We start from the raw sequence: 26,016 nt of genomic DNA, 5'->3' as shown, positions 1-26,016 counted from the left end.
AACCATGGAAGCGTTCACCACGTACACCGGCCGGGCGGTCCCGCTGCGCCGGAGCAACACCGATACCGACCAGATCATCCCGGCCCACTGGCTGAAGAAGGTCACCCGCAACGGCTTCGAGGACGGCCTGTTCGAGGCCTGGCGCAAGGACCCCGAGTTCGTCCTCAACCGGCCCGAGCGCCAGGGCGCCGGCGTGCTGGTCGCCGGCCCCGACTTCGGCACCGGCTCCTCCCGCGAGCACGCGGTCTGGGCACTGCAGAACTACGGCTTCAAGGCCGTGATCTCCTCCCGTTTCGCCGACATCTTCCGCGGCAACTCGCTGAAGAACGGCCTGCTCACCGTGATCCTGCCGCAGGAGACGGTCGAGCGGCTGTGGGAGCTCACCGAGGCCGACCCGACCGCCGAGATCACCGTGGACCTCCAGACCCGCGAGGTCCGCGCCGAGGGCATCACCGCGCCCTTCGAGTTGGACGACAATGCCCGCTGGCGGCTGCTCAACGGCCTGGACGACATCAGCCTCACCCTGCAGAACGAGGCCGACATCGCCGCCTACGAGGTCGGGCGCCCGTCCTACAAGCCGCGCACCCTCCAGGTCTGACCCGGTCCGAGCCCCTTCCCCGCCCCGCGCCGCGCGTCCTCGCGGCCGGTTCCCCGCCTCCCCGCAGCGCCCCCCGCCCCCACCGGGCGGGGGGCGCTGCGGCGTGTTCGGCTCCACACCTCGTGACAACTCACCGCAGATGACACAATCGGCACATGGAACACGATGGCCAACTCGAGCTGTACGCGTTCCTCGCTGCCAGGTTGAAGCAGGCCCACACCCGTGTGGCGGGTCTGCAAGTGCCGGATGAAGTCCGGGTGCAGTTGACCCGGAGACTTCTCGTCATCACCGCCGCCTCGAAGCACGATCTCGCAGGTGCGGCAAGGCGTCTGGAGGATCTGATGAAGGACCTCGACGAAGGCCGATTCCCCGATCAAGAGCCTTCCTGAGCCCGGAGTTCGTTGCGGCACAAGGGTGATTCGCCCGTTTCGTATTTGATTTGCGGTATATATCCGCCTAGCGTGCGAAAAAGGCCCGAACTCATCGCCGGGCAAGTTTCCGAAGGGGAAGACGTGAACAAGGCGCAGCTCGTTGAAGCGATTGCCGACAAGCTCGGCGGCCGTCAGCAGGCCGCTGAGGCGGTCGACGCGGTCCTGGATGCCATCGTCCGCGCGACCGTCAACGGCGACCGGGTCTCGGTGACAGGCTTCGGTTCGTTCGAGAGGGTGGAGCGTCCCGCCCGCTACGCCCGCAACCCGCAGACCGGGGAGCGGGTCCGGGTCAAGAAGACCTCCGTGCCGCGCTTCCGCGCCGGCCAGGGCTTCAAGGACCTGGTGAGCGGGACGAAGAAGCTCCCCAAGGCCGGCGAGGTCTCCGTCAAGAAGGCGCCCAAGGGCAGCCTGACCGGCGGCGTCACCGCCAAGGCCACCACGAAGAAGGCCGCCGCCAAGAAGACCACGGCGAAGAAGGCGGTCACCACCAAGGCCGCCGCGAAGAAGACCACGGCCGCCAAGACCACCGCCAAGAAGACCACGGCGGCCAAGGCCACGGCCAAGAAGGCTACGGCGAAGAAGACCACCGCCAAGAAGGCCACGGCCAAGAAGACGGCGCCGGCCAAGAAGGCCCCCGCCAAGTCGGCGGCCCGCAAGACGGCCACCAAGCGCGCCGCCAAGCGGTAGAGCGGCACCGACCCGACACAGCGACGGGCCGGGCACCCCCTCGGGGGCGCCCGGCCCGCTGCGTTGTCCCGCTGCCTCAGGCCCCCGGGTCGGGGAAGGTCTGCAGCGTCACGAAGACCACCCGGCGCGCCTCGCCGCTGCCTTCGGTGCGGATGCGCACCCGCTGACCGGGCCGCAGCAGCCGCAGGCCCCCGGCGTCGAACGCGGCCGCGTCGAAGGGCAGCGGCGTCCCGTCGTCCAGCAGCACGCTGCCGGCGCGGGTCTCGGGGTCGTAGGTGTACGCGGTCGCCTGCATGAAGGGCAGCCTATCCGGCCGCCCGGCGGCGGGTCCCGGCCCGGCCCGTGCCTGTTCAGCCCGTCGCGGCCACCGGCCCGGTCCGCAGCAGTTCGCGGGTGCGCGGTCCGACGCCCAGGACCAGGGCCGCCTTCAGGTCCTCGCCCGTATCCACGTCCTGGCGCACGGAGTCCACGCCCGGCAGCGTGATCTCACGCGCGCCGGACGCCCGGTGACGGGCCCGGGAGGCGCCGCCGAAGGCCGGGTCCAAGGGCGTTCCGGACGTGGCCGCGAGCAGCGTGGTACCGATTCCGGCCGCGTCGGCCAGAAATGCCCTTCCAGGACGCCGGGCGGCCGCGTCGAGCACCATCTCCAGCTCCGGGGCCCGCAAGGCCGGGAGATCGGCGTTGAGGGCCGCCACGGCGGCTTCCGGACGCAGCCGGCGGACCTGACCCGCGCCGTACGCCAGCGCGGCGTTGAGCCCCGCGGCCGGGGAGTCCGCGACCACCCGCGCCCCGAGCGCCGTCAGCGCGGCCCCGGCCAGCGGATCGTCCGTGACGACCGTCACGTCCAGCACCGCTGAGCAGGCCAGCACCGCGGCCACCGTGTCCTGGGCGAAGGCCAGTGCCAGCCCGGGCCGCACGGGCCCGGCGGCCGTCGCGAGGCGGCTCTTGGCCACGGCCAAGGGCTTCAGCGGAACGACGAGTGACCATTGCGACGAGTTCACTGCTACCGACACCGAACTATTGTGCTCGGGGTTTCCCGAGGCCACCGCCACCGCCGCTCCACCCTGGCGTTACGGTGGCTTACCGGCGACACTTGTGCGGCCGCACCGGCCGTACGCCGGTGCGCCGTCACACAGCACGGCCGCGATCCGGTGATCCCGGGTCGGCGGCGGAACGAGGAGGAGTTCTGGTGTCCCGCCGCAGGATCGGCTTCTGGTACCGGCTCGCAGCAGTCATCGCGAAACCACCGCTCGTCGTCCTCTTCAAGAGGGACTGGCAGGGAATGGAGCACATTCCGGCCGACGGCGGATTCATCACGGCGGTCAACCACAACTCGTACCTCGACCCGCTGTCGTACGCGCATTTCCAGTACAACACCGGGCGGGTCCCGCGCTTCCTGGCGAAGGCGCCGCTGTTCAAGCCCGCGTTCGTCGGGGCGATCCTGCGCGGCACCGGCCAGATCCCCGTGTACCGGGAGAGCACCGACGCCGCCAACGCCTTCCGCTCCGCGGTGGACGCCATCAACTCCGGCGAGTGCGTCGCCTTCTACCCCGAGGGCACGCTGACCCGCGACCCCGAGATGTGGCCGATGGTGGGCAAGACCGGCGTCGCCCGTGTCGCGCTGATGACCAAGGCGCCCGTCATCCCCGTCGCGCAGTGGGGCGCCAACGAGGCCGTCCCCCCGTACGCCAAGGAGAACAAGGTCCGCCTCTTCCCGCGCAAGACGCTCAGGGTGCTGGCCGGCCCGCCGGTGGACCTGTCCGACTACTACGGGCAGGAGCTCACCGCCGAGGTGCTCAAGGAGGCCACGGACGTCATCATGGCCTCGATCAGCGAGCTGCTCGGAGAACTGCGCGGCGCGACCCCGCCGTCCGAGCGCTTCGACCCGCGCAAGCAGAGGGGAGCCGGCAAGTGACGACGCGCTGCGCGGTCTACGGCACCGGCTCCTGGGGCACCGCCTTCGCGATGGTGCTCGCCGACGCCGGGGCCCGGGTGACCATGTGGGGGCGCAGCCCCGAGGTGGTCCAGGCCGTCAACAGCACCCACGCCAACCCGGGCTACCTCCCCGGGGTCGAACTGCCCGCGGCGATCACCGCGACCACCGAGCCCGCCGAGGCCGCGGAGGACGCCGAGTTCGTCGTCCTCGCCGTACCGTCGCAGACGCTGCGCGGCAACCTGGCCGCGTGGGCGCCGCTGCTGCCGTCGGACGCGGTGCTGGTCAGCCTGATGAAGGGCGTCGAACTCGGCACCGCCAAGCGGATGAGCGAGGTCATCGCGGAGGTCGCCGAGGCCGGCCCGGAACGCGTCGCCGTGCTGTCCGGTCCCAACCTGGCCAAGGAGATCGCCGCCCGGCAGCCCGCCGCGTCGGTCGTCGCCTGCCGCGACGAGACCGTGGCCAAGCGGCTCCAGGCCGCCAGCCACACCACGTACTTCCGCCCGTACACCAACACCGACGTGGTCGGCTGCGAACTGGGCGGCGCCGTCAAGAACGTCATCGGTCTCGCCGTCGGCATCGCCGACGGCATGGGGCTGGGGGACAACACCAAGGGCTCGCTGATCACCCGCGGTCTGGCGGAGACCACCCGGCTGGGCATCGCGCTGGGCGCGGACCCGCTGACCTTCTCGGGTCTCGCGGGCCTCGGCGACCTGGTCGCCACCTGCTCCTCCCCGCTGTCCCGCAACCACGTCTTCGGCATCAACCTCGGCAGGGGCATGACGGTGCAGGAGACCATCGCGGTCACCCGGCAGACCGCCGAGGGCGTCAAGTCCTGCGAGTCGGTGCTCGACCTGGCACGCCGGCACGGTGTCGACATGCCCATCACCGAGACCGTGGTCGACATCGTCCACAACGGCAAGCAGCCGGTCGTCGCGGTCAAGGAGCTGATGTCGCGGTCCGCCAAGTCGGAACGCTGACGTCCGGAACGGTAAGGTCAACGCGACATGAGCATTCAGCCTTCTTCACGCAAGCCGCGCGTCGCGGTCGTCTTCGGCGGACGCAGCTCCGAGCACGCGATTTCGGTTCTCACCGCGGGCGCCGTGCTGAGCGCCATCGACCGCGACAAGTACGACGTGCTGCCGATCGGCATCACCGGCGACGGCCGTTGGGCGCTGACCACCGACGACCCCTCCCGGATGGCGATCGCCGACCGCGCGCTGCCCAGCGTCGAGCAGCTCGCCGAGTCCGCCGAGGGCTCGGTGGTCCTGCCGGTCGACCCGGCCAGCCGCGAGGTCGTCTACAGCGAACCCGGCTCGGTGCCCAAGGCGCTCGGCGACGTCGACGTCGTCTTCCCCGTGCTGCACGGCCCGTACGGCGAGGACGGCACCCTCCAGGGACTGCTGGAACTCTCCGGTGTGCCCTACGTCGGCTCCGGTGTGCTGGCCTCGGCGGTCGGCATGGACAAGGAGTACATGAAGCGCGTCTTCAGCTCCTTCGGCCTGCCGGTCGGTCCGTACGTCGTGATCCGGCCGCGCGAGTGGGACGGCGATCCGGCCGCGGCCCGCAAGAAGGTCGTGGACTTCGCCGCCGACCACGGCTGGCCGGTCTTCGTGAAGCCGGCCCGCGCCGGCTCCTCCATGGGCATCAGCAAGGTCGACGACCTCGCGGGCCTGGACGAGGCGATCGAGGAGGCACGCCGCCACGACCCCAAGGTGCTCGTGGAGTCGCTGCTGCGGGGCCGCGAGATCGAATGCGGTGTCCTGGAGTTCGAGGACGGCCCGCGCGCCTCGGTCCCGGCCGAGATCCCGCCGGTCACCGCGCACGAGTTCTACGACTTCGAGGCGAAGTACATCGACTCCGCCGAGGGCCTGGTGCCCGCGCCGCTCACCGGCGAGCAGACCGCCGAGGTCCAGCGCCTCGCCGTGGCCGCGTTCGAGGCCGCCTCGTGCGAGGGCCTGGTCCGCGCGGACTTCTTCCTGCTGGACAGCGGCGAGTTCGTGATCAACGAGATCAACACCATGCCGGGCTTCACGCCGATCTCGATGTACCCGCGCATGTGGCGGGAGAGCGGGGTCGACTACCCGGAACTCGTGGACCGGCTCGTCCAGGCCGCGCTGCGCCGCCCCACCGGGCTGCGCTGACCCCCGCGGTCCGGGGACGTCAGAGCTCGGACGGGATGGACTTCTCGACAGCGTTCCCGAGGTCGGCCAGCGGGTTGACCTCGGGTGCGTACGTCGCCGGCACGCTCACCTCGACGAACGTCGCGCGGTCGGTGGTCGTGAAGCGGTAGCCGTCGCCGGTCCGCTCCATGAGCCAGCTCACTCCGTTGACGTCCACCGCGTCGGCGCCCGGGTTGTACGTCGTGCTGCCCGGCGTCAGTGTCTCGGGCCGGGGCACACCGCAGCGCAGTACCACCGTAGGATCCCCCCAGCCGGCGGTGAGGGTGGAGACGGGCGACAACGTCCGCGCGGAGAGCCCGTCCACCCGGCGCGGCAAGGCGTCGTGGAGGCGGCCGCACAGTGTGGCGGCCTCGGCTGAGGGCGACGGGACGGCGATCCCGCTCGTGGGCGTTCCGTCGGCGGACACGTAGACCGCCGCCGCGGAGAGGCACGCGACGGCGGACACGGAGACAAGTGCGACCCGGCGGCGATACATCACCCGCCGAGCGTACAGGGGGTGATCAGAGGTGCACGACCGGGCAGGTGAGTGTGCGGGTGATGCCTTCCACCTGCTGCACTCTGGCCACCACGAGGCGGCCGAGGTCGTCGACCGTGTCCGCCTGGGCCCGCACGATGACGTCGTACGGCCCGGTGACGTCCTCGGCCTGGATCACCCCGGAAATCTTGGAGATCACCTCCGCTACCGCCGAGGCCTTCCCGACCTCGGTCTGAATCAGAATGTACGCCTGTACCACGGAACCTCCAGGGCGGCTTACGAGGATCATGTGGGAGGGAACGTCACGGTACCGCGTCGCCGCACGCCGCGGGGAGACCCGCGCGGTACCGGACGCCCGAAAGCCGCCACGGAAGCGATGACAGAACAGGATCAGGACCGGCCAGGTGAAGGGGACAGTGGGATGAAGGGCACCGTGGGCGAGCTGGGGGAGTTCGGGCTCATCAGGGAGTTGACCTCGCGGCTCACCTCCAGTCCCGCCGTACGGCTCGGGCCGGGAGACGACGCCGCCGTCGTCACCGCGCCCGACGGGCGCGTCGTGGCCACCACCGACGCGCTCCTGGAGGGGCGGCACTTCCGCCGGGACTGGTCCACCGCGTACGACGTCGGCCGCAAGGCCGCCGCGCAGAACCTCGCCGACATCGCCGCGATGGGCGCCGTGCCGACCGCCGTGCTGCTCGCCCTGGTCGTCCCCGCGGACCTGCCGGTCACCTGGCCGCTGGAGCTGATGGACGGCATCCGCGACGAGTGCCAGGTCGCGGGCGCGGCCGTGGTCGGCGGCGATGTGGTGCGCGGCGACACGATCATGGTGTCCATCACCGCGCTGGGCGACCTGCGCCACCGCGAACCCGTCACCCGCTCCGGCGCCCGGCCCGGCGACATCGTGGCCGTCACGGGCTGGCTCGGCTGGTCCGCGGCCGGACTGGCCGTGCTCGCCCGCGGTTTCCGCTCCCCCCGCGCCTTCGTCGAGGCCCACCGCAGGCCCGAACCGCCGTACCACGCGGGGCCGGCCGCCGCCGAGCTCGGCGCGACCGCGATGACCGACGTGAGCGACGGACTCGTCGCCGACCTCGGGCACATCGCCGCGGCCAGCGGCGTCACCATCGACCTCGCGTCGGCCGACGTCGACGTCCCCGCGCAGATGGCCGACATCGGGCAGGCCGTCGGCGTCGACCCGCTGCACTGGGTGCTCACCGGTGGCGAGGACCACGCCTTGGTCGCCGCCTTCCCACCGGACACCAAGCTCCCCGCCCGCTGGCGGGTGATCGGGCGCGTGGTGAAGGCCACCACCTCGCCGCAGGTCACCGTCGACGGCGCGCCCTGGGACGCGGCGGGCGGCTGGGACCACTTCGGCGACGCGTGAGGGCGACGACTAGATTCGCCGTATGAAGATCCCACCGCGTGTGCTCACCGTCGCCGGCTCCGACTCCGGCGGCGGCGCGGGCATCCAGGCCGACCTCAAGACGATGCTGGCCCTCGGGACGCACGGCATGAGTGTGGTCACGGCCGTCACGGCGCAGAACTCGCTCGGTGTGCAGGGCGCCTGGGAGCTCCCGGTCGACGCGGTGCGCGCCCAGTTCCGCAGCGTCGTCGACGACATCGGCGTGGAGGCGGTCAAGACCGGCATGCTCTCCTCGCCCGCCCTGGTCGAGACCGTCGCCGAACTCCTGGCCCCGCTCGGCGTTCCCGTGGTCGTCGACCCGGTCGGCGTCTCCAAGCACGGCGATCCGCTGCTGGCCGCCGACGCCGTCGACGTCGTCCGCACCGAGCTGCTGCCCCTGGCCACCGTCGCCACCCCGAACCTGGACGAAGTGCGGCAGCTCACCGGCGTCGTGGTGGACGGCGAGCCCGGCATGCGCGAGGCCGCCGCCGCCGTCCTCGCCCTCGGGCCGCGCTGGGCGCTGATCAAGGGCGGCCACCTCGACGGCGACGCCGTCGACCTGCTCACCGACGGCACCCAGGAGCACTGGCTGCGCGCCCCCCGCCATGACAACCGTCACACCCACGGCACCGGATGCACCCTCGCCGCGGCCGTCGCCTCCCACCTCGCCCTGGGCCTGGACGTCCCCGACGCGGTCGGTGCCGCCAAGGAGTACGTCACCGGCGCCATCGCCGCCGGCTTCCCCCTGGGCGCGGGCATCGGCCCCGTCGACCACGCCTGGCGTCAGCGCGGCTGAACCCGGGCACAGCAGAAAGCCGGTCCACCGCGAGGTGGACCGGCTCTGGGTAGCCGCAAGGCTGCGCTACGACGTCGAATGCGTCAGCGCGCGACCTTGCCGGCCTTGATGCACGAGGTGCAGACGTTGAGGCGCTTCGGCGTCCGCCCGACCACAGCACGCACCGTCTGGATGTTGGGGTTCCAACGACGGCGAGTACGGCGGTGCGAGTGCGAAATGTTGTTGCCGAAGCCCGGCCCCTTGCCGCAGACGTCGCAGTTGGCAGCCACGGGTCACTCCAAAGACTTCAGATGCACTAACGGATAGATCCCACCGGCGTCGGACGTCCGTTCAAAAGGATTTGAAGGAAAACCGGTGGTACCGAGGGACGGCCCGGGACAGCCCCGGGCAACCGGAGCAGCATACTACGTCCGCTCCTGTCCCTCGAAACTACCATGGTCAGCGGGACGGCCCGGTCCCCCGCCGGGTCCCGCGCCTCAGTACGCTGCGTGCGGAACCCTGCCTCATCCCCAGGTCCCTGGCCGCCCCCCGCAGGAGGAACACGTGCCGCCGACGCTCGACGCCCCCGCGGTGCGCGCATGGTGCAGGCTCGCCCTCCAGGCCCTCGGCCGGGCGCGCGAGGAGATCGACGCGATCAACGTCTATCCCGTCGCCGACGGGGACACCGGCACCAACATGTACCTCACCGTCGAATCCGCCGCGCAGGCCGTCGACGCGGTCTTCGACGGGCACGCCGCCTCCGGCACCGAGCCCGACCTGCCCTCGTGCCTGCAGTCCATGGCGCACGGCGCCCTCATCGGGGCCCGCGGCAACTCCGGCACCATCCTCGCCCAACTGCTGCGCGGCATGACCGAGGTACTGGCCTCCGGCTCGGGGGACCTGCGGCCCGCGCTGCGCCGCGCCGCGGAATCCGCGTACCAGGCGGTCGCGCACCCCGTCGAGGGCACCATGCTCACCGTGGCGACCGCCGCGGCCGAAGCCGCCGCCGCGACAGCCGACGCGGCCGCCGACGCCTGGGCGGTGGCCCGGGCCGCGTACGAGGGCGCGCGCCGCGCGCTCGCGGCGACCCCGGCCCAACTGGACGTCCTCGGGAACGCGGGCGTGGTCGACGCCGGTGGCCGCGGACTGGTGGCCGTCCTGGGAGCCCTCGCCGACGCGGTCTCCGGCCAGGCCCCGATGGGCCCGCTCGTCGACGCCCTCCCCAAGGGCCCCGCCCTCCCCTTCGGCTGCGCGCCCGGTGGCGACGCCGGCGACCCGCACGTCGTGCCCGGCGGACCCGGCTTCGAGGTGGTCTACCTCCTGGACGCACCCGACACCGCCGTCGGCGGCCTGCGCCGCCGGCTCGACGTGCTCGGCGACTCCCTGGTGGTCGTCGGCGGTGACGGCCTGTGGAACGTCCATGTCCACGTCGACGACGTCGGCGCCGCCATCGAGGCCGGGATCGAGGCCGGACGGCCGCACCGCATCAAGGTCACCCACTTCGGCGACCAGGCCCGCGCCCACGAGCGCGGCGGCAGCCGCGGACAGCGCGGCGAACCCGCCCTGCGCGCCGTCGTCGCCGTCGTGCGCGGCGACGGCCTCGCCGCGCTGTGCGCCGAGGCCGGTGCCGTGGTCATCGCCGTCCGGCCCGGGGAACCGCCCGCCAGCGGCGAGATCGCCGAGGCCGTGCGCCGCGCCTACGCCCGCGAGGTCGTGCTCCTCCCCAACGACGTCGAACTGCGCCACGCGGCCGGGGCCGCGGCCGAACAGGCCCGCACGGAGGGGATCCGGGTCGCCCTCATCCCCACGCGGTCCGCGGTCCAGGGCATCGCCGCCCTCGCCGTCCACGAGCCCACCCGGCGGTTCGACGAGGACGTCGTCGCGATGACCTCCGCGGCCGGCGCCACGCGCTACGCCGAACTCGCCGTCGCGGAGACGCAGTCCTGGACCATGGCGGGCGTCTGCCAGGCCGGGGACGTCCTCGGCCTCATCGACGGCGACGTCGCCGTCATCGGCGGCAACCTCGTCGAGACCGGGATCACGGTGCTCGACCGGATGCTGGCGGCGGGCGGGGAGATGGTCACCCTGGTGCTCGGCGCGGGCGCGCCGGCGGATCTGGCGGGGCGGCTGGAGGCGCATGTCCGGGACAGTCACCTTGCGGTGGACACGGTGGTGTATGCCGGGGGGCAGGAGCGGTGCCCGCTCCTGATCGGCGTCGAGTAGCTTTTTCCCCCGCCCTCCCGCCCGTGTGCTCCATGAAGTCAGGGCGCCCCGACGCGCGTTGTGCGGGGGCCGGGTCCGGGGCCTCCGGGGCTGCCATTCTGGACAGCACATTTAGGTGCCTCAGGCGCTTTCCGCTGCGCACTCCGGGTCATGCACCCAAATATGCTCCAGTGTCCAGAACGCCACCCCTACGACCCCGCCCCCTCCGTCTCGTCCGGCGCCTGATCCCCGGTGGGTGGTCTGAAGCGGCACCGTGCTCGGGCACCCGTAGACGCCGCGCCAACGGCATGCTCCGCCGTCACCGCCAACAGACACCCCACCGGCCGTCAGTCGCCCCAACCGGCCCGGGAGGGGGTGTGGCGGGGTGCGCCCGGAAGCGACGAGCGGTGACGGCGTGGTCGATGCCGAACGATGTGGGGGTAACCCGCGAGCGCTGAGGACGTACCCCGGCGCGGCGCCGACCCCACGGCACACGGGCGGGGCCCGTACTTATCGTGCCGGGCACTCGGGTGGGAGGGCGGGGGAAAAAACCCAGGCACAGCGAAGCGCAGGCGCGCTGACGGCGCCGCGATGTCGGACGCGTGCGCAAAGATGGACGCGATGTCTGCTCCCTTTGACGAACCGCTCACCAAATCCGTCGGCGGCCGCACCGCGAAGGTCTTCGCCGACCACCTCGACCTGCACACCGTCGGCGACCTCCTGCACCACTACCCGCGCCGCTACGCCGAGCGCGGCGAGCTGACGCGCCTGTCGGACCTGCCCCTCGACGAGCACGTGACGGTCGTCGCGCGCGTGGCGAAGGCGACGAAGAAGACCTACGGCCCGGGCAAGGCCCGCCTGGAGGTGGTCGTCACCGACGGCGGCGGCTCGCTGACGCTGGTGTTCTTCGGCAGGGGTGTGTTCAAGCCGGAGCAGGACCTCCTCCCGGGCCGGCGCGGCATGTTCGCGGGCAAGGTGTCGGTGTTCAACCGGGCGCTGCAGTTGGCGCACCCGGAGTACCAGTTGCTGGACGCCGAGGAGGGCAAGGAGGCCGTGGACGCCTTCGCGGGCCGGCTGATGCCGATCTATCCGGCGTGCAAGCAGGTCAACTCGTGGACGATCGCGAAGACCGTGGACACGGTGCTGACCTCGCTGGGGGCGACGCGGTGGGCCGGGGCGGGGGAGCCGCTGCCCGCGGCGTTGCGCGAGTCGCGCGGGCTCGTGGCGCTGCCGGAGGCGCTGGAGAAGATCCACCGGCCGCGGACGAAGGCGGACATCGCCGTCGCCAAGGACCGCCTGAAGTGGGACGAGGCGTTCGTGCTGCAGGTGGCGCTCGCCCGGCGCCGGGCCGCGGAGTCGGCGCTGCCGGCCGTGCCGCGGGTGCCGGCGGCGGACGGGCTGCTGAAGGCGTTCGACGCGCGGCTGCCGTTCACGCTCACCGAGGGCCAGGAGGCCGTGTCGGCGGAGATCTTCGCGGATCTGGCGACGGACCACCCGATGCACCGCCTGCTGCAGGGCGAGGTCGGCTCCGGCAAGACGATGGTGGCGCTGCGCGCGATGCTCGGGGTCGTGGACGCGGGCGGTCAGGCCGCGATGCTGGCGCCGACGGAGGTGCTGGCCCAGCAGCACCACCGGTCGATCACGGAGATGATGGGCGACCTCGCCGAGGCCGGTCTGCTGGGCGGTTCCGAGGTCGGCACGAAGGTGGTGCTGCTGACGGGCTCCATGGGGGCCGCCGCGCGCCGTCAGGCGCTGCTGGACCTGGTGACGGGCGAGGCCGGCGTCGTCGTGGGCACGCACGCGCTGATCGAGGACAAGGTGCAGTTCCACGACCTCGGCCTGGTCGTGGTCGACGAGCAGCACCGCTTCGGGGTCGAGCAGCGCGACGCGCTGCGGGGCAAGGCGAAGCAGCCGCCGCATCTGCTGGTGATGACGGCGACACCGATCCCGCGCACGGTCGCGATGACGGTCTTCGGCGACCTGGAGACCTCCGTGCTGGACCAGTTGCCGGCCGGCCGTTCGCCGATCGCGACGCATGTCGTGCCGGCCAAGGACAAGCCGCACTTCCTGTCGCGCGCCTGGGACCGGGTCCGCGAGGAGGTCGAGAACGGGCACCAGGGGTACGTGGTGTGCCCGCGCATCGGCGACGAGGAGCCCGATCCGAAGAAGAAGTCCGCGGAGGACGAGGCGGAGCGGCGGCCGCCGCTGGCGGTGCTGGAGATCGCCGAGCAGCTGGTGAAGGGGCCGCTGGCGGGCCTGCGGGTCGAGGTCCTGCACGGCAGGATGCACCCGGACGCCAAGGACGACGTGATGCGCCGCTTCGCCGCGGGGGAGGTCGACGTCCTCGTCGCGACCACGGTGATCGAGGTCGGCGTCAACGTTCCCAACGCGACCGCCATGGTGATCATGGACGCCGACCGGTTCGGCGTCTCGCAGCTGCACCAGTTGCGCGGCCGGGTCGGCCGGGGCTCGGCGCCGGGGCTGTGCCTGCTGGTGAGCGAGATGCCGGAGGCGAGCCCCGCCCGGGCCCGGCTGGACGCCGTGGCCGGGACGCTGGACGGGTTCGAGCTGTCCCGGATCGACCTGGAGCAGCGCCGGGAGGGCGACGTGCTCGGGCAGGCGCAGTCCGGGACCCGGTCCTCGCTGCGGATGCTCACCGTCATCGACGACGAGGACGTGATCGAGGCCGCCCGCGAGGAGGCCGTCGCGCTGGTCGCAGAGGACCCGGAACTGGCCGGGCAGCCCGATCTGCGCAGTGCCCTGGAGAGCCTGGTCGACGCGGACCGTGAGCAGTACCTCGACAAGGGCTGACGGCCCGTCAGTGTCAGACCCCCCTGGGAGAATGGACACAGTCCGCGCCGATCCGCTCGGGAATCGGCGTAGTTGGACCTTTGGGGGCTGATTTCATGTCGTTCCGTCATCTCAACGAACTGCCGCTCGGTGAGAAGGTCTTCCGGATCGAGCTCTCCAGCGACGACGACAGCACCGTGACCTTGTCCCTGGCCGGCTGGTCCGAGGACGACCCGGACACCCTCCTCGCCTCCGGCACGCTCGCCCTGCCGCTCGCCGACGTCCCGTCCCTGCGCATCGCCCTCAACCGCGCGCTGCGCGCGCTCGCCCTCGTGGCCGACGTGTCCGAGCCCATCCCGGACCGCGACGTGCTGCGGGAGCTGTTCCCGGGGCACGGCGCGCCCTGGGTGCCGCAGCACGAGGAGGAGCTGGTCCGCCGGTTCCACGACGGCGATTCCGTCGCCCGGATAGCCGCCCGTTTCGGCCGCACCCCCGACTCCCTGCGGACGAAGCTGCGCGAACTCGGCCACGACCCGCGCCGCCCCGAGTACTGCCCGCCCGACGGCTGCCTGTCCTGGTCGCGCTACGCCTCGCCCGCGCTGGTGGGTTCGCCCGCGCCGGAGGCCGGGGGCGAGCAGGGCCAGGACTGACCTACGTATCGTGGGGGAGCGGTGCCGCAGGGTGCCGCTCCGCCCGCCCACGAGACGAATGAGCCGCAGATGACCCGCGTGATCGCAGGAGCCGCCGGTGGCCGCCGCCTGGCCGTACCGCCGGGCACCGGCACCCGCCCCACCTCGGACCGGGCCAAGGAGGGGCTGTTCTCCACCTGGGAGTCGCTGCGCGGCACCCTGGCGGGCGCGCGGGTGATCGACCTGTACGGCGGCTCGGGCGCCGTCGGCCTGGAGGCGCTGTCCCGCGGGGCCGAGCACGTCCTGCTCGTCGAGGCCGACCCGCGGGCCGCCCGCGTCATCCGGGACAACGTGCGCACCCTCGGCATGCCCGGGGCCGAGGTCCGGGCCGGCAAGGCGGAGAAGGTGATCGCCGGACCGGCCCCGCGGGAACCGTACGACGTGGTCTTCCTGGACCCGCCGTACGCCGTCACCGACGACGAGCTGCGAGAGATCCTGCTCACACTCCGTACGCAGGGGTGGCTCGCCGGCGACGCGGTCGCCACCGTGGAACGGAGCACCCGAGGCGGGGAATTCCGCTGGCCCCAGGGCTTCGAAGGGCTGCGGGCCCGCCGCTACGGCGAAGGGACCCTTTGGTACGGTCGCGCCGCCGACGTCACTGACGCGTCATGAACCAACCGCAGAGCCCTCAGAGCGAGGAGTCACCGTTGCGCCGCGCAGTCTGTCCGGGGTCCTTCGACCCCGTCACCAATGGACACCTCGACATCATCGCCCGTGCCTCCCGCCTCTATGACGAGGTCTACGTGGCCGTGATGATCAACAAGTCCAAGAAGGGGCTGTTCTCGATCGAGGAGCGCATCGCCCTCATCGAGGAGGTCGCCGCCGACTACGGAAACGTCCGCGTCGAGGCTTTCCACGGCCTGCTCGTCGACTTCTGCAAGCAGCGCGACATCCCCGCCATCGTCAAGGGGCTGCGCGCGGTCAGCGATTTCGACTACGAGCTGCAGATGGCCCAGATGAACAACGGGCTGTCCGGAGTGGAGACGCTCTTCGTCCCCACCAACCCCACCTACAGCTTCCTGTCCTCCAGTCTCGTCAAGGAGGTGGCGCAATGGGGCGGTGACGTCGCCCACTTGCTGCCCCCCGTCGTGCTGGAGGCCCTCAAGAAGAAGCTCGCGCAGCAGTAGAGTCTGTGACGTGGACGTCCAGATGAAGCTCGATGAGATCGTGGCCGCCGTCGAGGCCGCCCGGTCCATGCCGATGTCGGCCTCCTGCGTGGTCAACCGTGCCGAGCTGCTCGCCATGCTCGAAGACGTGCGGGCCGCGCTGCCGGACTCGCTCTCCCAGGCCCAGCAGCTGCTGGGCGGCCGGGAGCAGATGGTCGAGGAGGCCCGCGCCGAGGCCGGCCGGATCCTCGAGGCCGCGCACGCCGAACGCGGTTCGCTGATCTCCGACACCGAGATCGCCCGGCGGTCCCAGCAGGAGGCCGAGCGCATCGTCGGCGAGGCGCAGCGCGAGGCCACCGAGATCCGGGCCGAGGCCGACGACTACGTGGACAGCAAGCTGGCCAACTTCGAGGTCGTCCTCACCAAGACCATCGGCTCGGTCGACCGCGGCCGCGAGAAGCTGCTCGGCCACGGCCACGGCCCCGCGCTGGACGAGAACGGCTACCCGTACGAGGACGACGACGCGCCCGAGCGCAGCGCCGACCCCGAGACGCTGCGCCGCAGCGCCGACGAGTACGTGGACGCCAAGCTGGGTGCCTTCGAGGCGGTGCTGAGCAAGACCCTGGAGGCCGTCGGCCGCGGCCGCCTGAAGCTCACCGGGCACCGCCCGATTGACGAACTGGGCGCCCACCTGGCCCACGACGCCGGCGACGCCGAGGCCCACGACCCCGGCCAGTCGGACGCCGACTACCTGGCAGGCCTGGCCGCCCCCGCGGCTCCCGGCGACTACCGGTACGACGTGAACGCGGCCCAGCAGCCGGCCTACGGCTACCAGCAGCAGCCGGACCCGTACCAGCAGCAGCCGCAGCCCGACCCGTACCAGCAGCAGCACGCCCAGTACGCCGACCCGTACGCGGCCCAGCCGCAGCAGCAGGCGTACTACGACCCGAACTACGGCTGGCAGCAGCCGCAGGGGGGCTACGAGCAGCAGCAGCAGTACATCCCGCAGCAGCAGCACCACCAGCCCCAGGGCGCGGCGCTGGACGAGACCAGCTTCTTCGACACCAGCATGATCGACCTGAACCGGCTGCGGGAGCTGGAGCAGGAGCGCGGTTTGGGCTGAGCCCGGGGGACGGGTATCCTGATCCCTCAGCCGTGTGATCCCCGGCGTTTTGGCGTGCCCACCGTCTTCCCGGACGAACGGGCACCGAACCGATGAAAGCAGGAGTTCTGAACACCCGCCTCGACCACCGCAACCCACTCGTGTTCGACACGCACGAGCTGGGCCGTCGTCCTGGTGCGATGAAGAAGATCTCCCGCACGGTTCCGGCGCCCAAGGATCTCGGCATCGAGGTCATCGGCGTCCGCGAGGGCGCGGAGATCACGCTGGACCTCCGCCTGGAGTCGGTGATGGAAGGGGTGCTCGTCACGGGCACCGCCCACGCGCCGCTCTCGGGGGAGTGCGTAAGGTGTCTGGAACCGGTCGAGCGCGAGCTCGACACGGAATTCCAGGAGCTGTACTCCTACCCCGACGCCGACACCCGGACCGGTGGGCACCACGGTGCCGCCGACGCCGGTGACGACGCGGAGGAGGAGGACACTCACCTCCTCGAGGGCGACCTGTTCGACCTCGAGCCCGTGCTGCGGGACGCGGTGGTTCTCGAACTGCCGCTGCAGCCGGTGTGCCAGGACGACTGTCCCGGCCTGTGCTCCGAGTGCGGGGCACGGCTGGCGGACGACCCGGACCACCGTCACGAGGCCGCCGACATCCGTTGGGCGGCCCTGCAGAACATTCAGCTGAGCGGTGCCGACGAGGGCGCCGACGAGAACCAGGAGAAGTAGCCGTGGCTGTTCCGAAGCGGAAGATGTCGCGCAGCAACACGCGCCACCGCCGTTCGCAGTGGAAGGCTGCGCCCGTGAGCCTGGTGGCGTGCGAGCGCTGCCACGAGCCGAAGCAGCAGCACATCGCGTGCCCGAGCTGCGGCACCTACAACCGTCGTCAGGTCCTCGAGGTCTGATCGGCGGGTGAGGGGCCTCATGTCGGACGGAACAACGTCGACAGACGCCGGTAAGGCAGCCTCGTCCCCCGCGGTTCTGGAAGGGCGGCTCGGGTACACACTCGAACCCGCCCTTCTGGTACGTGCGCTGACCCACCGCTCGTACGCGTACGAGAACGGCGGTCTGCCCACCAACGAGCGGCTGGAGTTCCTCGGGGACTCCGTGCTCGGCCTGGTGGTCACCGACACCCTCTACCGCGGCCACCCGGATCTTCCGGAGGGCACGCTCGCCAAGTTGCGGGCCGCGGTGGTCAACTCGCGCGCGCTCGCCGATGTGAGCCGCGGTCTGGACCTGGGCAGCTTCATCCGCCTGGGCCGGGGCGAGGAGGGCACGGGCGGCAGGGACAAGGCATCGATCCTGGCGGACACGCTGGAGGCGGTGATCGGGGCGGTCTACCTGGACCAGGGCCTGGACGCCGCGTCCGAGCTGGTCCACCGGCTCTTCGATCCACTGATCGAGAAGTCCTCCAACCTCGGTGCGGGCCTGGACTGGAAGACCAGTCTCCAGGAACTGACCGCGGGCGAGGGTCTGGGCGTCCCGGAGTACGTGGTCACCGAGACCGGACCCGACCACGAGAAGACCTTCACGGCTGCCGCCCGCGTCGGTGGTGTCGCGTACGGCACCGGCACCGGCCGCAGCAAGAAGGAAGCCGAGCAGCAGGCCGCCGAGGCCGCGTGGCGTGCGATCCGCGCCAAGCGGGACGGCGACACGGCTGCCGTGAGCTGAACACCGTCGGGTCCTCCCGGCCGGCCCCAGGCCGTCCGGGAGGACCCTTCCGGTTTTTTCCGGACGCCCCGGTTCGCCGGACCCGCCGAGAGGAGTGCACGCCGTGCCCGAGCTGCCCGAGGTCGAGGTGGTGCGGCGCGGTCTGGAGCGCTGGGTCAGCGGCCGCACCGTCGCCGACGCGGAGGTCCTGCACCCGCGCGCCGTCCGCCGCCACCTCGCCGGGGCCGAGGACTTCGCGGACCGGCTGAAGGGCGTGACGTTCGGCCCGGCGCGGCGCCGCGGCAAGTACCTCTGGCTGCCGCTGGAGGGCTCCCCGCTCACCCTCCTCGGCCACCTCGGCATGAGCGGCCAGCTGCTCGTCCAGCCGCAGGACGCGCCGGCCGAGACGCACCTGCGCATCCGGGTGGGCTTCGACGACGCCCTCGGCACCGAGCTGCGCTTCGTCGACCAGCGCACCTTCGGCGGCCTGTCGCTGCACGAAGCGGTCCCCGGCGACCCGGAAGGACTGCCCGGGCCCCTGTCGCACATCGCCCGCGACCCGCTCGACCCCGCCTTCGACGACGCCGCCTTCCACACGGCGCTGCGCCGCCGCCGCACCACGATCAAGCGCGCGCTGCTGGACCAGTCCCTGATCAGCGGCGTCGGCAACATCTACGCCGACGAATCGCTCTGGCGCACGAAGCTGCACTACGAGCGCCCCACCGCCACCCTCACCCGGCCGCTGACCGACGAACTGCTCACCCACATCCGCGAGGTGATGAGCGACGCCCTGGCGGCGGGCGGCACGAGTTTCGACAGCCTCTACGTCAACGTCAACGGGGAGTCCGGCTACTTCGACCGCTCCCTGGACGCGTACGGCCGCGAGGACGAGCCCTGCCGCCGCTGCGGCACACCGATCCGCCGCCGTCCGTGGATGAACCGTTCGAGCTACTTCTGCCCCCGCTGCCAGCGCCCCCCGCGCCCCGCGGCTACCCGCCCGTAGCCGCCCCGCGCCGCGGGCACCCGCGGGTGGCGGTCACCCGTCATCGCCGGGCTTTCCTGGGACTCGAGCCGCCCCGGGGCGACGGTTCTCGGCGTCGGCTCCGGTGTCGTCTGGCGGCAGGGCCCAGCCGAGCCCTTCCTGGTCCAGGGTGGCCACGATCCGCTGACGCCCGGCCGGGCCTGCCGTCTTCCAGGTGGACCGGATCTCGATGACAGCGCGCTGTGTCAGGAACGCGGCCGCGGCCGGTCGTCATCCGGACGCTTGCCGCATGTGCCGACGGTTACGAGTGAGCACGCACACGCCTGGCCGCCGTCGATCGCACGTCCGGCTGCAAGCCTGCGACCGGCACCGGCCCGGGCCGTCCCGCCAGTGGCTTTCTCAGGAGGTCGGTACCGGTGCCGGAGTGGCTCACAGTCAGGTGGTGGGCGCGGAGGTGAGCATCCGGTGGCTGAAAGCCGCGCGACGCCACCGACAGCGACCCCTCAGCCGCCGCTCTTGCGTCGGAACGACCGCTGGCTCGCAGCCGGGCCGTGCGCGCCGCGGGCCTTCGACGCGTCGGTGTTCGCAGCGAGGGCCGTTGCTTCCGCCTGCATGCCGCGCTTGCGCGCCAGGGCCTCCCGAAACTTGGCCTTCAGGTCGTACTGGCCGTCCTCGTCAGGGGCCAGGGCAGGGCGCTCGGGCTCAGCCGGCTCCGAACCTTCTTGCGATGGAGACGCGTCAGCCATGGTGACCTCCTGGACTCGGGCAGTGGGAAGCACAGCTTGTCATGCGGGGCACCGCGCGCGGTGCCCGCGGCAGGCGTCGATAGTTGCCGGTGGCACAGGCTGTCACGCGTGCCCGTCCGCCGGGGGCCGTGGGCCGGAGTGCCGGCCCGGATCCGTGCGTCGGGTGCCGGTGCCCGAGTGGGCGCGAGGACGGGAATGCACGCGCTGCGGCACTTCGACGCGTCCGTGCTCCTGGACGCGGGGGAGAGCGGCAAGGCCGTCAGCGAGTACCTCGGTCATTCCGGCCCCGGCTTCACGCTCCACGAGCGACACACGCACGCGGGCCGCCGTGGATCGCGTATGCGGCTACATGCCCACGACTGACGACGGCCCGGAGACGGCCCGAGCCGTCTGAGGCCTATCTGACCTGCGGCCGCCTCAGTAGCCGAAGTCCTGGGTCCACCAGGGGCCGCCGTCGCCGAAGACCGCGCCGACGCCGAGGGTCTTGAAGTCGCAGTTGAGGATGTTGGCGCGGTGGCCTTCGCTGTTCATCCAGGCGGTCATGACCTCCTCCGCCGTGGCCTGGCCGCGGGCTATGTTCTCGCCGCCGAGGTCCTTCACGCCGGCCTGCGCGGCGCGGTCCCAGGGGTCGTCGCCGTCGGGGTCGGTGTGGTCGAAGAAGGCGCGGGCGGCCATGTCGGCGCTGAAGTCCGAGGCGAGGGCGTCCAGCTGCTGGTCGTCGGTGACCGGCTGGCAGCCCGCGGTCGCGCGCTCCTGGTTCACCAGGGCGAGGACGGCGGCCTCGGCGGCGCTCTCGGAGCCGCTCTCCACGGGCGGGGCGGTGGCCACCGGCGGCGTGGTCGGCACGAGCGACGCGGGCGCCGAGGTCTGCGGGGCCGCGGGGGCGGAGGTCTGCGGAGCCGCCGGGGTGGCGGGCCTGGAGGGCGTCGGCGGCGCGGGCGTCGCGCTGGTCGCCGGCGCGGAGGGCGGCGTCGATCTCGGCGGCGTCGCCCGAGCGTCGCCGCGGCTGGCCGGCTGGGAGGGGCGGTCCGCGGGGACGGTGCCCAGGTCCTGCGGGCTGCTGGAGTTCGGCAGCCCGGCGGCCTGGATCTGGCCCGGCCCGTTGTCGTGGTACGAGATGCCGCCCGAGCCGTCGGGCGACGGCAGGAGGCCGCTGGAGACGCCGATCGCTCCCACCGCCAGTGCCGCGGAAGAGGCCAGCAGGCCGGTGCGCACGGGGTTGCTCTTGCGTCGCCGGGCGTTGCTGCGGTGGCCGCGGGGGCGCGGCGCCTCTGCGACTGGCGCCGGCTCAAAGGCATTACGGCTGTGGCGGCCCATCCGGTGCAGTCCTTCACATCGACGAACGTGTTCACCCGTTCGGGTGAGCCCTGTTGCGGCGTGACTGTACCGAAACATTGGCGGGGCAGGTGTGAACCCTGAGCAACTGGCGGGTTAGCGTGCTGCCGTGAACGAGACCGTCCGCCTCACCGCATGGGTCCGCGGCCGTGTTCACCAGGTGGGTTTCCGCTGGTGGACGCGGGCCAGCGCGCTGGAGATCGGCAACCTCGCCGGCTATGTGAGCAATCTCTCTGACGGCAGGGTCCAGGTCGTGGCCGAGGGTGACCGTAAGCTGTGCGACCGACTTCTGCACTCGCTCCGCGAGGGCGACACGCCCGGACGCGTCGACGGCGTCACCGAGATCTGGGGAGAGCCGCGCGGCGGCTACGAGGGCTTCGCGATCCGCTGAGAGCCCGGGTTCGCACCCCGCCCGTTCCGCAGGCGTCCTCGCAGGTGGGAACGAACATCGAAGATCAATAGAAGATCAATGGCAATCGCACTTGGCAAGAGCGCCAAGGAGGTTGCCATTTCGCGCACCGCGTGGAAGGCTGCCGACATCGGGGATTCGGTGATCTTCCGGAAGTATTGTCCGGGCCCTTTCCTCCACCCCACGCGGGACGCCTCCGGTGCCGGTACGCACCGTGAATTCCCAGGCGCACCCGACGGCCGGGCTGTGATCGTGTTGACCGTCAAACTATTTGGTGAGACGCTGGAAGCCCCGCGCACCGCGGCTGTATGCATGGCGAAGGGCAGTCTCGGCGCACACAGCGCGGGTGTCTCCTGACCCCTCACTCACGACCCACACCGCACAACGGTCGGTCACTCAGCGTGGAGGACCATCCATCATGGCAAAGGCGCTTCTCGGTTACGTCGGCGGTCCCGACCCGCGGCTTCTCTCCGAGATGCGAAGGCTGCAGCAGCGCGTCCAGGACCTGGAAACCGAACTCGTACGGATTCAGGCCGAGAACGATGCGCTTGCCAACGCTTCGCGCGAGCTCGTCGACGTACCTCACCCGGAGCCTGTTCTCGCTTGATCCGGCCTTTCGGCCGATCAGTGGAAACGACCCCGTTTGGGAATGTGCAAGGGACGCCCCGGCGTCCCTTCGTCGTTTTGCCTTCCCCCTCACCCTCCCATGATCTCCGCCCTCACGTTCCATGTGCCCCCGGCATTCCTCGGTGAAACCGGGACCGGCAGGTAGAGTCCCACGGCGTGCACCTCAAGAGCCTGACCCTGCGCGGGTTCAAGTCATTCGCCTCGGCGACGACCCTGCGGTTCGAACCCGGAATCACGTGTGTCGTCGGACCGAACGGTTCCGGCAAGTCCAATGTCGTGGACGCGCTGTCCTGGGTCATGGGCGAGCAGGGCGCGAAGTCACTGCGCGGCGGCAAGATGGAGGACGTGATCTTCGCCGGCACGACCGGCCGCCCGCCGCTCGGCCGTGCCGAGGTGTCGCTGACCATCGACAACAGCGACGGCGCCCTGCCGATCGACTACGCCGAGGTCACCATCACGCGGATCATGTTCCGCAACGGCGGCAGTGAATACCAGATCAACGGCGACACGTGCCGGCTGCTCGACATCCAGGAACTCCTCTCGGACTCCGGTATCGGCCGCGAAATGCACGTGATCGTCGGCCAGGGGCAGCTGGATTCCGTGCTGCACGCCGATCCGATGGGCCGCCGCGCCTTCATCGAGGAGGCCGCCGGAGTTCTGAAGCACCGTAAGCGCAAGGAAAAGGCGCTGCGCAAACTCGACTCGATGCAGGCCAACCTCGCCCGAGTGCAGGACCTCACCGGTGAGCTGCGCCGCCAGCTGAAGCCGCTGGGGCGGCAGGCGCAGGTGGCCCGGCGGGCGGCGGTCATCCAGGCCGACCTGCGCGACGCCCGGCTGCGCCTGCTGGCCGACGACCTCGTCACCCTGCGGGAGGCGCTGCGCACCGAGGTCGCCGACGAGGCCGCCCTCAAGGAGCGTCGCGACACTGTCGAGTCGGACTTGGCCGCCGCGATCCAGCGCGAGAGCCGGCTGGAGGAGCAGGTGCGGGCGCTGGCCCCGCGGCTGGCCGATGCCCAGGCCACCTGGTACGGGCTGTCGCAGCTGGCCGAGCGGGTCCGCGGCACCATCGGCCTGGCCGAGCAGCGCGTGCGCCACGCCACGGCGCAGCAGCCGGAGGAGCGGCGCGGCCGCGACCCGGAGGACATGGAGCGTGAGGCCGCCCGGATCCGCGAGCAGGAGGCCGAGCTCAGCGAGGCGTTGGAGGCCGCGCAGCGCGCCTTGGACGACACGGTCCACCACCGCTCCGAACTCGAACGCCGGCTCGCCGAGGAGGACAAGGCCCTCAAGGCCGCCGCCCGGGCGATCGCCGACCGCCGTGAGGGGCTGGCCCGGCTCCAGGGCCAGGTCAACGCCGCCCGCTCCAAGGCCGGCTCCGCCGAGGCCGAGATCGGCCGGCTGGCGGCCGCGCGCGACGAGGCCCGCGAGCGCGCGGAGTCCGCGCAGGAGGAGTACGAGGAACTGCGCGCCCGGGTCGAGGACCTGGACGCGGACGACACCGAGCTGGACGAACGCCTGGACGCCGCGAAGGCCGAGCAGGCCGCCGCGGACGAGGCCCACTCCGCCGCCCGTGAGGCCGCGACCGCCGCGGAACGGCAACGGGCCGCCCTGGCGGCCCGTCACGACGCCCTGGCCATGGGGCTGCGCCGCAAGGACGGCACCGGCGCGCTGCTCGCTGCGGGCGACCGGTTGACCGGTCTGCTCGGACCGGCGGCCGAACTGCTCACCGTGGCCCCCGGGCACGAGGTCGCGGTGGCCGCCGCGCTGGGCGCCGCCGCCGACGCCGTCGCGGTCTCCGGGCCTTCGGCCGCGGCGGAGGCGCTGCGCCTGCTGCGCAAGGACGACGCCGGACGGGCGGCGCTGCTGGTGGCGGGCGACACCGCGCTCCCCGGGGGCGCCGCCCTTCCCCCGGGCTGCCGTTCGGCGGCCTCGCTGGTCGCGGGGCCCGACGGGCTGCTGCCCGCGGTGCGCCGGCTGCTGCGGGACGTCGTTGTCGTGGACACCCTCTCCGACGCCGAGACGCTGGTGTCCGGCCATCCCGCGCTGACCGCCGTCACCGCGGAAGGCGATGTGCTGGGCGCCCACTTCGCGCACGGCGGTTCGGCCGGCGCGCCCAGTCTGCTGGAGGTCCAGGCCGCCGTGGACGAGGCGGCGGCGGAGCTGGAGTCGCTCGCCGTGCGCTGCGCGGAGCTCGCCGAGGCGCAGGGGCTCGCCAAGGAGCGCCGGGCCGCGGCCGCCCGTCAGGTCGACGAGCTCACGCAGCGGCGCCGGGCGGCCGAGAAGGAGAAGTCGGCCGTCGCCCAGCAGTTGGGCCGGCTGGCCGGCCAGGCCCGGGCCGCGGGCGGTGAGGCGGAACGTTCGGCCGCGGCGGTGGGACGTGCCGAGGAGTCGATGGCCGCGGCCATAGAGGAGTTCGAGGAGCTGTCGTTCCGTCTCAGCGAGGCGGAGGCCGCGCCCGCGGAGGAGGAGCCCGACACCTCCGTCCGTGACCGGCTCGCCGCCGACGGCGCCAATGCGCGGCAGACGGAGATGGAGGCGCGGCTCCAGGTGCGGACGCACGAGGAGCGCGTCAAGGGTCTCGCCGGCCGTGCCGACGGCCTGGACCGGGCCGCCCGCGCCGAGCGGGAGGCGCGGGCCCGCGCGGAGCGGCGCAAGGCGCGTCTGGCGTACGAGGCGCAGGTCGCGTCCGCCGTGCTCAAGGGTGCGCACGGCCTGCTCGCGTACGTACAGGTGTCGCTCTCCCGCGCCGAGGCTGAGCGCGCGGCGGCCGAGCGGGCCAAGGCGGAGCGCGAGGCGGAGCTGGACACCGAGCGCCGCCAGGGGCGGGAGCTGAAGTCCGAACTGGACCGGCTGACCGATTCCGTGCACAAGGGCGAGGTGCTGGGCGCCGAGAAGCGGATGCGCATCGAGCAGATGGAGGCCAAGGCGCTGGAGGAGCACGGCGTCGAACCGGCCGGGCTCATCGCCGAGTACGGCCCCGACCAGCTCGTGCCGCCGTCACCGCCCGCCGAGGGCGAGGAGCTGCCGGAGGACCCCGAGCACCCCCGCAACAAGCCCCGCGCCTACCACCGGGGCGAGCAGGAGAAGCGCCTGAAGGCGGCGGAGCGCGCGTACCAGCAACTGGGCAAGGTCAACCCGCTGGCGCTGGAGGAGTTCGCGGCGCTGGAGGAGCGGCACAAGTTCCTGTCCGAGCAGTTGGAGGACCTCCGCAAGACGCGCGCCGACCTGCTCCAGGTCGTCAAGGAGGTCGACGAGCGGGTCGAGCAGGTCTTCACCTCCGCGTACCACGACACGGCGCGCGAGTTCGAGGGCGTCTTCTCGCGGCTCTTCCCCGGCGGTGACGGCCGGCTGATCCTCACCGATCCGGAGAACATGCTGACCACGGGTGTGGACGTGGAGGCGCGGCCGCCGGGCAAGAAGGTCAAGCGGCTGTCGCTGCTGTCCGGCGGCGAGCGCTCGCTGACCGCCGTCGCGCTCCTTGTGTCGATCTTCAAGGCGCGCCCCAGCCCGTTCTACGTGATGGACGAGGTCGAGGCGGCCCTGGACGACACCAACCTGCAGCGGCTGATCCGCATCATGCGCGAGCTCCAGGAGAGCTCGCAGCTGATCGTGATCACGCACCAGAAGCGCACCATGGAGGTGGCGGACGCGCTGTACGGCGTCTCCATGCAGGGCGACGGCGTCTCGAAGGTGATCAGCCAGCGGCTGAACGGGTGAGCCGATCAGGCGGCCGTTTGGGTTCAAGATGCGAACAATCGAAGGGTGAGCGGGTGGGTCTCCCTTCCCTTCTGGGGTCAAAGTATGCATTTTGACTTTGAAGCTTGAATGATTAGGGTCTGCTGGGTCTGTAGCGTTTGCTCTGGGTTCGCTCAGGTTTCGCTTAGTGTTC

The 26,016-nt window shown here is 71.9% G+C and carries 29 protein-coding genes and 1 pseudogene; 23 read left to right on the top strand and 7 right to left on the bottom strand.

Going from position 1 to position 26,016, the window contains the following annotated elements:
* The first annotated feature begins 4 nt into the window (after positions 1-4).
* The 3 genes from leuD (at position 5) to ACIP64_RS26445 (ending at position 1,716) form a co-directional block, all read left to right on the top strand.
* Positions 5-598 carry a 3-isopropylmalate dehydratase small subunit gene (gene leuD / locus ACIP64_RS26455; protein WP_401591456.1) on the top strand — a complete coding sequence of 198 codons (594 nt, stop codon included), beginning with the start codon at positions 5-7 and terminating at the stop codon, positions 596-598.
* A 155-nt stretch (positions 599-753) separates the two neighbouring features.
* Positions 754-987, top strand: a complete 234-nt coding sequence (locus ACIP64_RS26450; RefSeq protein ID WP_401591454.1) for a hypothetical protein — start codon at positions 754-756, stop codon at positions 985-987.
* Positions 988-1,110: 123 nt separating this feature from the next.
* On the top strand, positions 1,111-1,716 hold the full coding sequence (locus tag ACIP64_RS26445; protein ID WP_401591452.1) for an HU family DNA-binding protein: 606 nt from the start codon (positions 1,111-1,113) through the stop codon (positions 1,714-1,716).
* Between the two features lie 76 nt (positions 1,717-1,792).
* Here the strand turns inward: ACIP64_RS26445 and ACIP64_RS26440 are convergent, their stop codons facing one another.
* On the bottom strand, positions 1,793-2,011 hold the full coding sequence (locus tag ACIP64_RS26440) for a hypothetical protein (RefSeq protein WP_360911115.1): 219 nt from the start codon (positions 2,009-2,011) through the stop codon (positions 1,793-1,795).
* Between the two features lie 55 nt (positions 2,012-2,066).
* Entirely contained in the window at positions 2,067-2,729 is a 663-nt protein-coding gene (gene cofC, locus ACIP64_RS26435; RefSeq protein ID WP_401591450.1) for a 2-phospho-L-lactate guanylyltransferase, read from the bottom strand.
* Between the two features lie 176 nt (positions 2,730-2,905).
* Between cofC and ACIP64_RS26430 the strand changes: the two genes are divergently transcribed.
* Genes ACIP64_RS26430 through ACIP64_RS26420 form a run of 3 tightly spaced genes read left to right on the top strand, consistent with a single transcriptional unit; the run spans position 2,906 to position 5,793 of the window.
* The gene (locus ACIP64_RS26430) at positions 2,906-3,631 is read left to right on the top strand and encodes a lysophospholipid acyltransferase family protein (protein ID WP_401591448.1); all 726 of its coding nucleotides are present in this window, start codon (positions 2,906-2,908) and stop codon (positions 3,629-3,631) included.
* Entirely contained in the window at positions 3,628-4,629 is a 1,002-nt protein-coding gene (locus ACIP64_RS26425; protein ID WP_401591446.1) for an NAD(P)H-dependent glycerol-3-phosphate dehydrogenase, read from the top strand. The genes ACIP64_RS26430 and ACIP64_RS26425 overlap by 4 nt, the downstream gene beginning before the upstream one ends.
* A gap of 27 nt (positions 4,630-4,656) precedes the next feature.
* Positions 4,657-5,793, top strand: a complete 1,137-nt coding sequence (locus ACIP64_RS26420) for a D-alanine--D-alanine ligase family protein (protein ID WP_401591444.1) — start codon at positions 4,657-4,659, stop codon at positions 5,791-5,793.
* Between the two features lie 19 nt (positions 5,794-5,812).
* Here the strand turns inward: ACIP64_RS26420 and ACIP64_RS26415 are convergent, their stop codons facing one another.
* Positions 5,813-6,277 carry a DUF3515 domain-containing protein gene (locus ACIP64_RS26415; RefSeq protein WP_401591442.1) on the bottom strand — a complete coding sequence of 155 codons (465 nt, stop codon included), beginning with the start codon at positions 6,275-6,277 and terminating at the stop codon, positions 5,813-5,815.
* Positions 6,278-6,332: 55 nt separating this feature from the next.
* On the bottom strand, positions 6,333-6,566 hold the full coding sequence (locus tag ACIP64_RS26410; RefSeq protein ID WP_360911127.1) for an Lrp/AsnC ligand binding domain-containing protein: 234 nt from the start codon (positions 6,564-6,566) through the stop codon (positions 6,333-6,335).
* Between the two features lie 162 nt (positions 6,567-6,728).
* On the opposite strand from ACIP64_RS26410, the gene ACIP64_RS26405 reads away from it, so the two are divergent.
* Together ACIP64_RS26405 and thiD are read left to right on the top strand one after the other, a co-directional pair.
* Entirely contained in the window at positions 6,729-7,688 is a 960-nt protein-coding gene (locus tag ACIP64_RS26405) for a thiamine-phosphate kinase (protein WP_401591440.1), read from the top strand.
* Between the two features lie 22 nt (positions 7,689-7,710).
* On the top strand, positions 7,711-8,502 hold the full coding sequence (gene thiD, locus ACIP64_RS26400; RefSeq protein WP_401591438.1) for a bifunctional hydroxymethylpyrimidine kinase/phosphomethylpyrimidine kinase: 792 nt from the start codon (positions 7,711-7,713) through the stop codon (positions 8,500-8,502).
* 83 nt (positions 8,503-8,585) lie between these two features.
* On the opposite strand, the gene rpmB is transcribed toward thiD, so the two are convergent.
* The gene (gene rpmB / locus ACIP64_RS26395) at positions 8,586-8,771 is read right to left on the bottom strand and encodes a 50S ribosomal protein L28 (RefSeq protein WP_014628431.1); all 186 of its coding nucleotides are present in this window, start codon (positions 8,769-8,771) and stop codon (positions 8,586-8,588) included.
* Between the two features lie 274 nt (positions 8,772-9,045).
* On the opposite strand from rpmB, the gene ACIP64_RS26390 reads away from it, so the two are divergent.
* From ACIP64_RS26390 to mutM, 10 genes are all read left to right on the top strand, one after another.
* A complete protein-coding gene (locus tag ACIP64_RS26390; RefSeq protein WP_401591436.1) occupies positions 9,046-10,704 on the top strand; it encodes a DAK2 domain-containing protein in 1,659 nt (552 codons plus the stop codon).
* A 591-nt stretch (positions 10,705-11,295) separates the two neighbouring features.
* Positions 11,296-13,494 (top strand): ATP-dependent DNA helicase RecG, encoded by a 2,199-nt coding sequence (recG, locus tag ACIP64_RS26385; RefSeq protein ID WP_401591434.1) that lies wholly within the window; start codon positions 11,296-11,298, stop codon positions 13,492-13,494.
* Between the two features lie 95 nt (positions 13,495-13,589).
* Positions 13,590-14,123, top strand: coding sequence for a hypothetical protein (locus tag ACIP64_RS26380; protein WP_360911137.1), 534 nt, complete (start codon positions 13,590-13,592; stop codon positions 14,121-14,123).
* 69 nt (positions 14,124-14,192) lie between these two features.
* On the top strand, positions 14,193-14,774 hold the full coding sequence (rsmD, locus tag ACIP64_RS26375) for a 16S rRNA (guanine(966)-N(2))-methyltransferase RsmD (RefSeq protein WP_401591432.1): 582 nt from the start codon (positions 14,193-14,195) through the stop codon (positions 14,772-14,774).
* 35 nt (positions 14,775-14,809) lie between these two features.
* The gene (gene coaD / locus ACIP64_RS26370) at positions 14,810-15,289 is read left to right on the top strand and encodes a pantetheine-phosphate adenylyltransferase (RefSeq protein WP_360911140.1); all 480 of its coding nucleotides are present in this window, start codon (positions 14,810-14,812) and stop codon (positions 15,287-15,289) included.
* Positions 15,290-15,299: 10 nt separating this feature from the next.
* On the top strand, positions 15,300-16,391 hold the full coding sequence (locus ACIP64_RS26365) for a cell division initiation protein (RefSeq protein ID WP_401591430.1): 1,092 nt from the start codon (positions 15,300-15,302) through the stop codon (positions 16,389-16,391).
* Between the two features lie 92 nt (positions 16,392-16,483).
* Complete coding sequence (locus ACIP64_RS26360) at positions 16,484-17,110, top strand: YceD family protein (protein WP_401591428.1); 627 nt, start codon at positions 16,484-16,486, stop codon at positions 17,108-17,110.
* A gap of 2 nt (positions 17,111-17,112) precedes the next feature.
* Entirely contained in the window at positions 17,113-17,286 is a 174-nt protein-coding gene (rpmF, locus tag ACIP64_RS26355; protein ID WP_026251550.1) for a 50S ribosomal protein L32, read from the top strand.
* A gap of 19 nt (positions 17,287-17,305) precedes the next feature.
* On the top strand, positions 17,306-18,052 hold the full coding sequence (rnc, locus tag ACIP64_RS26350) for a ribonuclease III (protein ID WP_401591426.1): 747 nt from the start codon (positions 17,306-17,308) through the stop codon (positions 18,050-18,052).
* A 103-nt stretch (positions 18,053-18,155) separates the two neighbouring features.
* The gene (gene mutM / locus ACIP64_RS26345; protein WP_401591424.1) at positions 18,156-19,034 is read left to right on the top strand and encodes a bifunctional DNA-formamidopyrimidine glycosylase/DNA-(apurinic or apyrimidinic site) lyase; all 879 of its coding nucleotides are present in this window, start codon (positions 18,156-18,158) and stop codon (positions 19,032-19,034) included.
* 482 nt (positions 19,035-19,516) lie between these two features.
* Here mutM and ACIP64_RS26340 read toward each other — a convergent pair whose 3' ends face one another.
* The gene (locus ACIP64_RS26340) at positions 19,517-19,759 is read right to left on the bottom strand and encodes a DUF5302 domain-containing protein (protein WP_401591422.1); all 243 of its coding nucleotides are present in this window, start codon (positions 19,757-19,759) and stop codon (positions 19,517-19,519) included.
* Positions 19,760-19,951: 192 nt separating this feature from the next.
* Between ACIP64_RS26340 and ACIP64_RS26335 the strand changes: the two are divergent.
* A pseudogene (locus ACIP64_RS26335) lies at positions 19,952-20,153 on the top strand (site-specific integrase); the annotation flags it as partial.
* Between the two features lie 23 nt (positions 20,154-20,176).
* Here the strand turns inward: ACIP64_RS26335 and ACIP64_RS26330 are convergent.
* A complete protein-coding gene (locus ACIP64_RS26330; RefSeq protein ID WP_401591420.1) occupies positions 20,177-21,076 on the bottom strand; it encodes a CAP domain-containing protein in 900 nt (299 codons plus the stop codon).
* A 127-nt stretch (positions 21,077-21,203) separates the two neighbouring features.
* On the opposite strand from ACIP64_RS26330, the gene ACIP64_RS26325 reads away from it, so the two are divergent.
* The 4 genes from ACIP64_RS26325 to smc all read left to right on the top strand — a co-directional run bounded on the left by ACIP64_RS26325 (position 21,204) and on the right by smc (position 25,844).
* Positions 21,204-21,485 (top strand): acylphosphatase, encoded by a 282-nt coding sequence (locus tag ACIP64_RS26325; protein ID WP_401591418.1) that lies wholly within the window; start codon positions 21,204-21,206, stop codon positions 21,483-21,485.
* A 78-nt stretch (positions 21,486-21,563) separates the two neighbouring features.
* Positions 21,564-21,860, top strand: coding sequence for a hypothetical protein (locus ACIP64_RS26320; RefSeq protein ID WP_401591416.1), 297 nt, complete (start codon positions 21,564-21,566; stop codon positions 21,858-21,860).
* A gap of 61 nt (positions 21,861-21,921) precedes the next feature.
* Positions 21,922-22,110 carry a hypothetical protein gene (locus tag ACIP64_RS26315; protein ID WP_319659739.1) on the top strand — a complete coding sequence of 63 codons (189 nt, stop codon included), beginning with the start codon at positions 21,922-21,924 and terminating at the stop codon, positions 22,108-22,110.
* 176 nt (positions 22,111-22,286) lie between these two features.
* The gene (gene smc, locus ACIP64_RS26310) at positions 22,287-25,844 is read left to right on the top strand and encodes a chromosome segregation protein SMC (RefSeq protein WP_401591414.1); all 3,558 of its coding nucleotides are present in this window, start codon (positions 22,287-22,289) and stop codon (positions 25,842-25,844) included.
* Positions 25,845-26,016 lie beyond the last annotated feature (172 nt).

Origin of the sequence: Streptomyces sp. NPDC088733, assembly GCF_044751185.1 — a bacterium.
GTDB lineage: Bacteria > Actinomycetota > Actinomycetes > Streptomycetales > Streptomycetaceae > Actinacidiphila.
Note: the sequence above shows the minus strand (reverse complement) of the source record. Positions and strands in the feature narration are given on the sequence as shown.

What these genes read in the sequence shown, in the direction of transcription:
- leuD (WP_401591456.1), top strand. Translation starts at nt 5, where the DNA reads ATGGAAGCGTTCACCACGTACACCGGCCGGGCGGTCCCGCTGCGCCGG.
- ACIP64_RS26450 (WP_401591454.1), top strand. Translation starts at nt 754, where the DNA reads ATGGAACACGATGGCCAACTCGAGCTGTACGCGTTCCTCGCTGCCAGG.
- ACIP64_RS26440 (WP_360911115.1), bottom strand. Translation starts at nt 2,011, where the DNA reads ATGCAGGCGACCGCGTACACCTACGACCCCGAGACCCGCGCCGGCAGC.
- ACIP64_RS26420 (WP_401591444.1), top strand. Translation starts at nt 4,657, where the DNA reads ATGAGCATTCAGCCTTCTTCACGCAAGCCGCGCGTCGCGGTCGTCTTC.
- ACIP64_RS26405 (WP_401591440.1), top strand. Translation starts at nt 6,729, where the DNA reads ATGAAGGGCACCGTGGGCGAGCTGGGGGAGTTCGGGCTCATCAGGGAG.
- thiD (WP_401591438.1), top strand. Translation starts at nt 7,711, where the DNA reads ATGAAGATCCCACCGCGTGTGCTCACCGTCGCCGGCTCCGACTCCGGC.
- recG (WP_401591434.1), top strand. Translation starts at nt 11,296, where the DNA reads ATGGACGCGATGTCTGCTCCCTTTGACGAACCGCTCACCAAATCCGTC.
- ACIP64_RS26380 (WP_360911137.1), top strand. Translation starts at nt 13,590, where the DNA reads ATGTCGTTCCGTCATCTCAACGAACTGCCGCTCGGTGAGAAGGTCTTC.
- rsmD (WP_401591432.1), top strand. Translation starts at nt 14,193, where the DNA reads ATGACCCGCGTGATCGCAGGAGCCGCCGGTGGCCGCCGCCTGGCCGTA.
- ACIP64_RS26360 (WP_401591428.1), top strand. Translation starts at nt 16,484, where the DNA reads ATGAAAGCAGGAGTTCTGAACACCCGCCTCGACCACCGCAACCCACTC.
- rnc (WP_401591426.1), top strand. Translation starts at nt 17,306, where the DNA reads ATGTCGGACGGAACAACGTCGACAGACGCCGGTAAGGCAGCCTCGTCC.
- ACIP64_RS26340 (WP_401591422.1), bottom strand. Translation starts at nt 19,759, where the DNA reads ATGGCTGACGCGTCTCCATCGCAAGAAGGTTCGGAGCCGGCTGAGCCC.
- ACIP64_RS26330 (WP_401591420.1), bottom strand. Translation starts at nt 21,076, where the DNA reads ATGGGCCGCCACAGCCGTAATGCCTTTGAGCCGGCGCCAGTCGCAGAG.
- ACIP64_RS26320 (WP_401591416.1), top strand. Translation starts at nt 21,564, where the DNA reads ATGGCAATCGCACTTGGCAAGAGCGCCAAGGAGGTTGCCATTTCGCGC.
- ACIP64_RS26315 (WP_319659739.1), top strand. Translation starts at nt 21,922, where the DNA reads ATGGCAAAGGCGCTTCTCGGTTACGTCGGCGGTCCCGACCCGCGGCTT.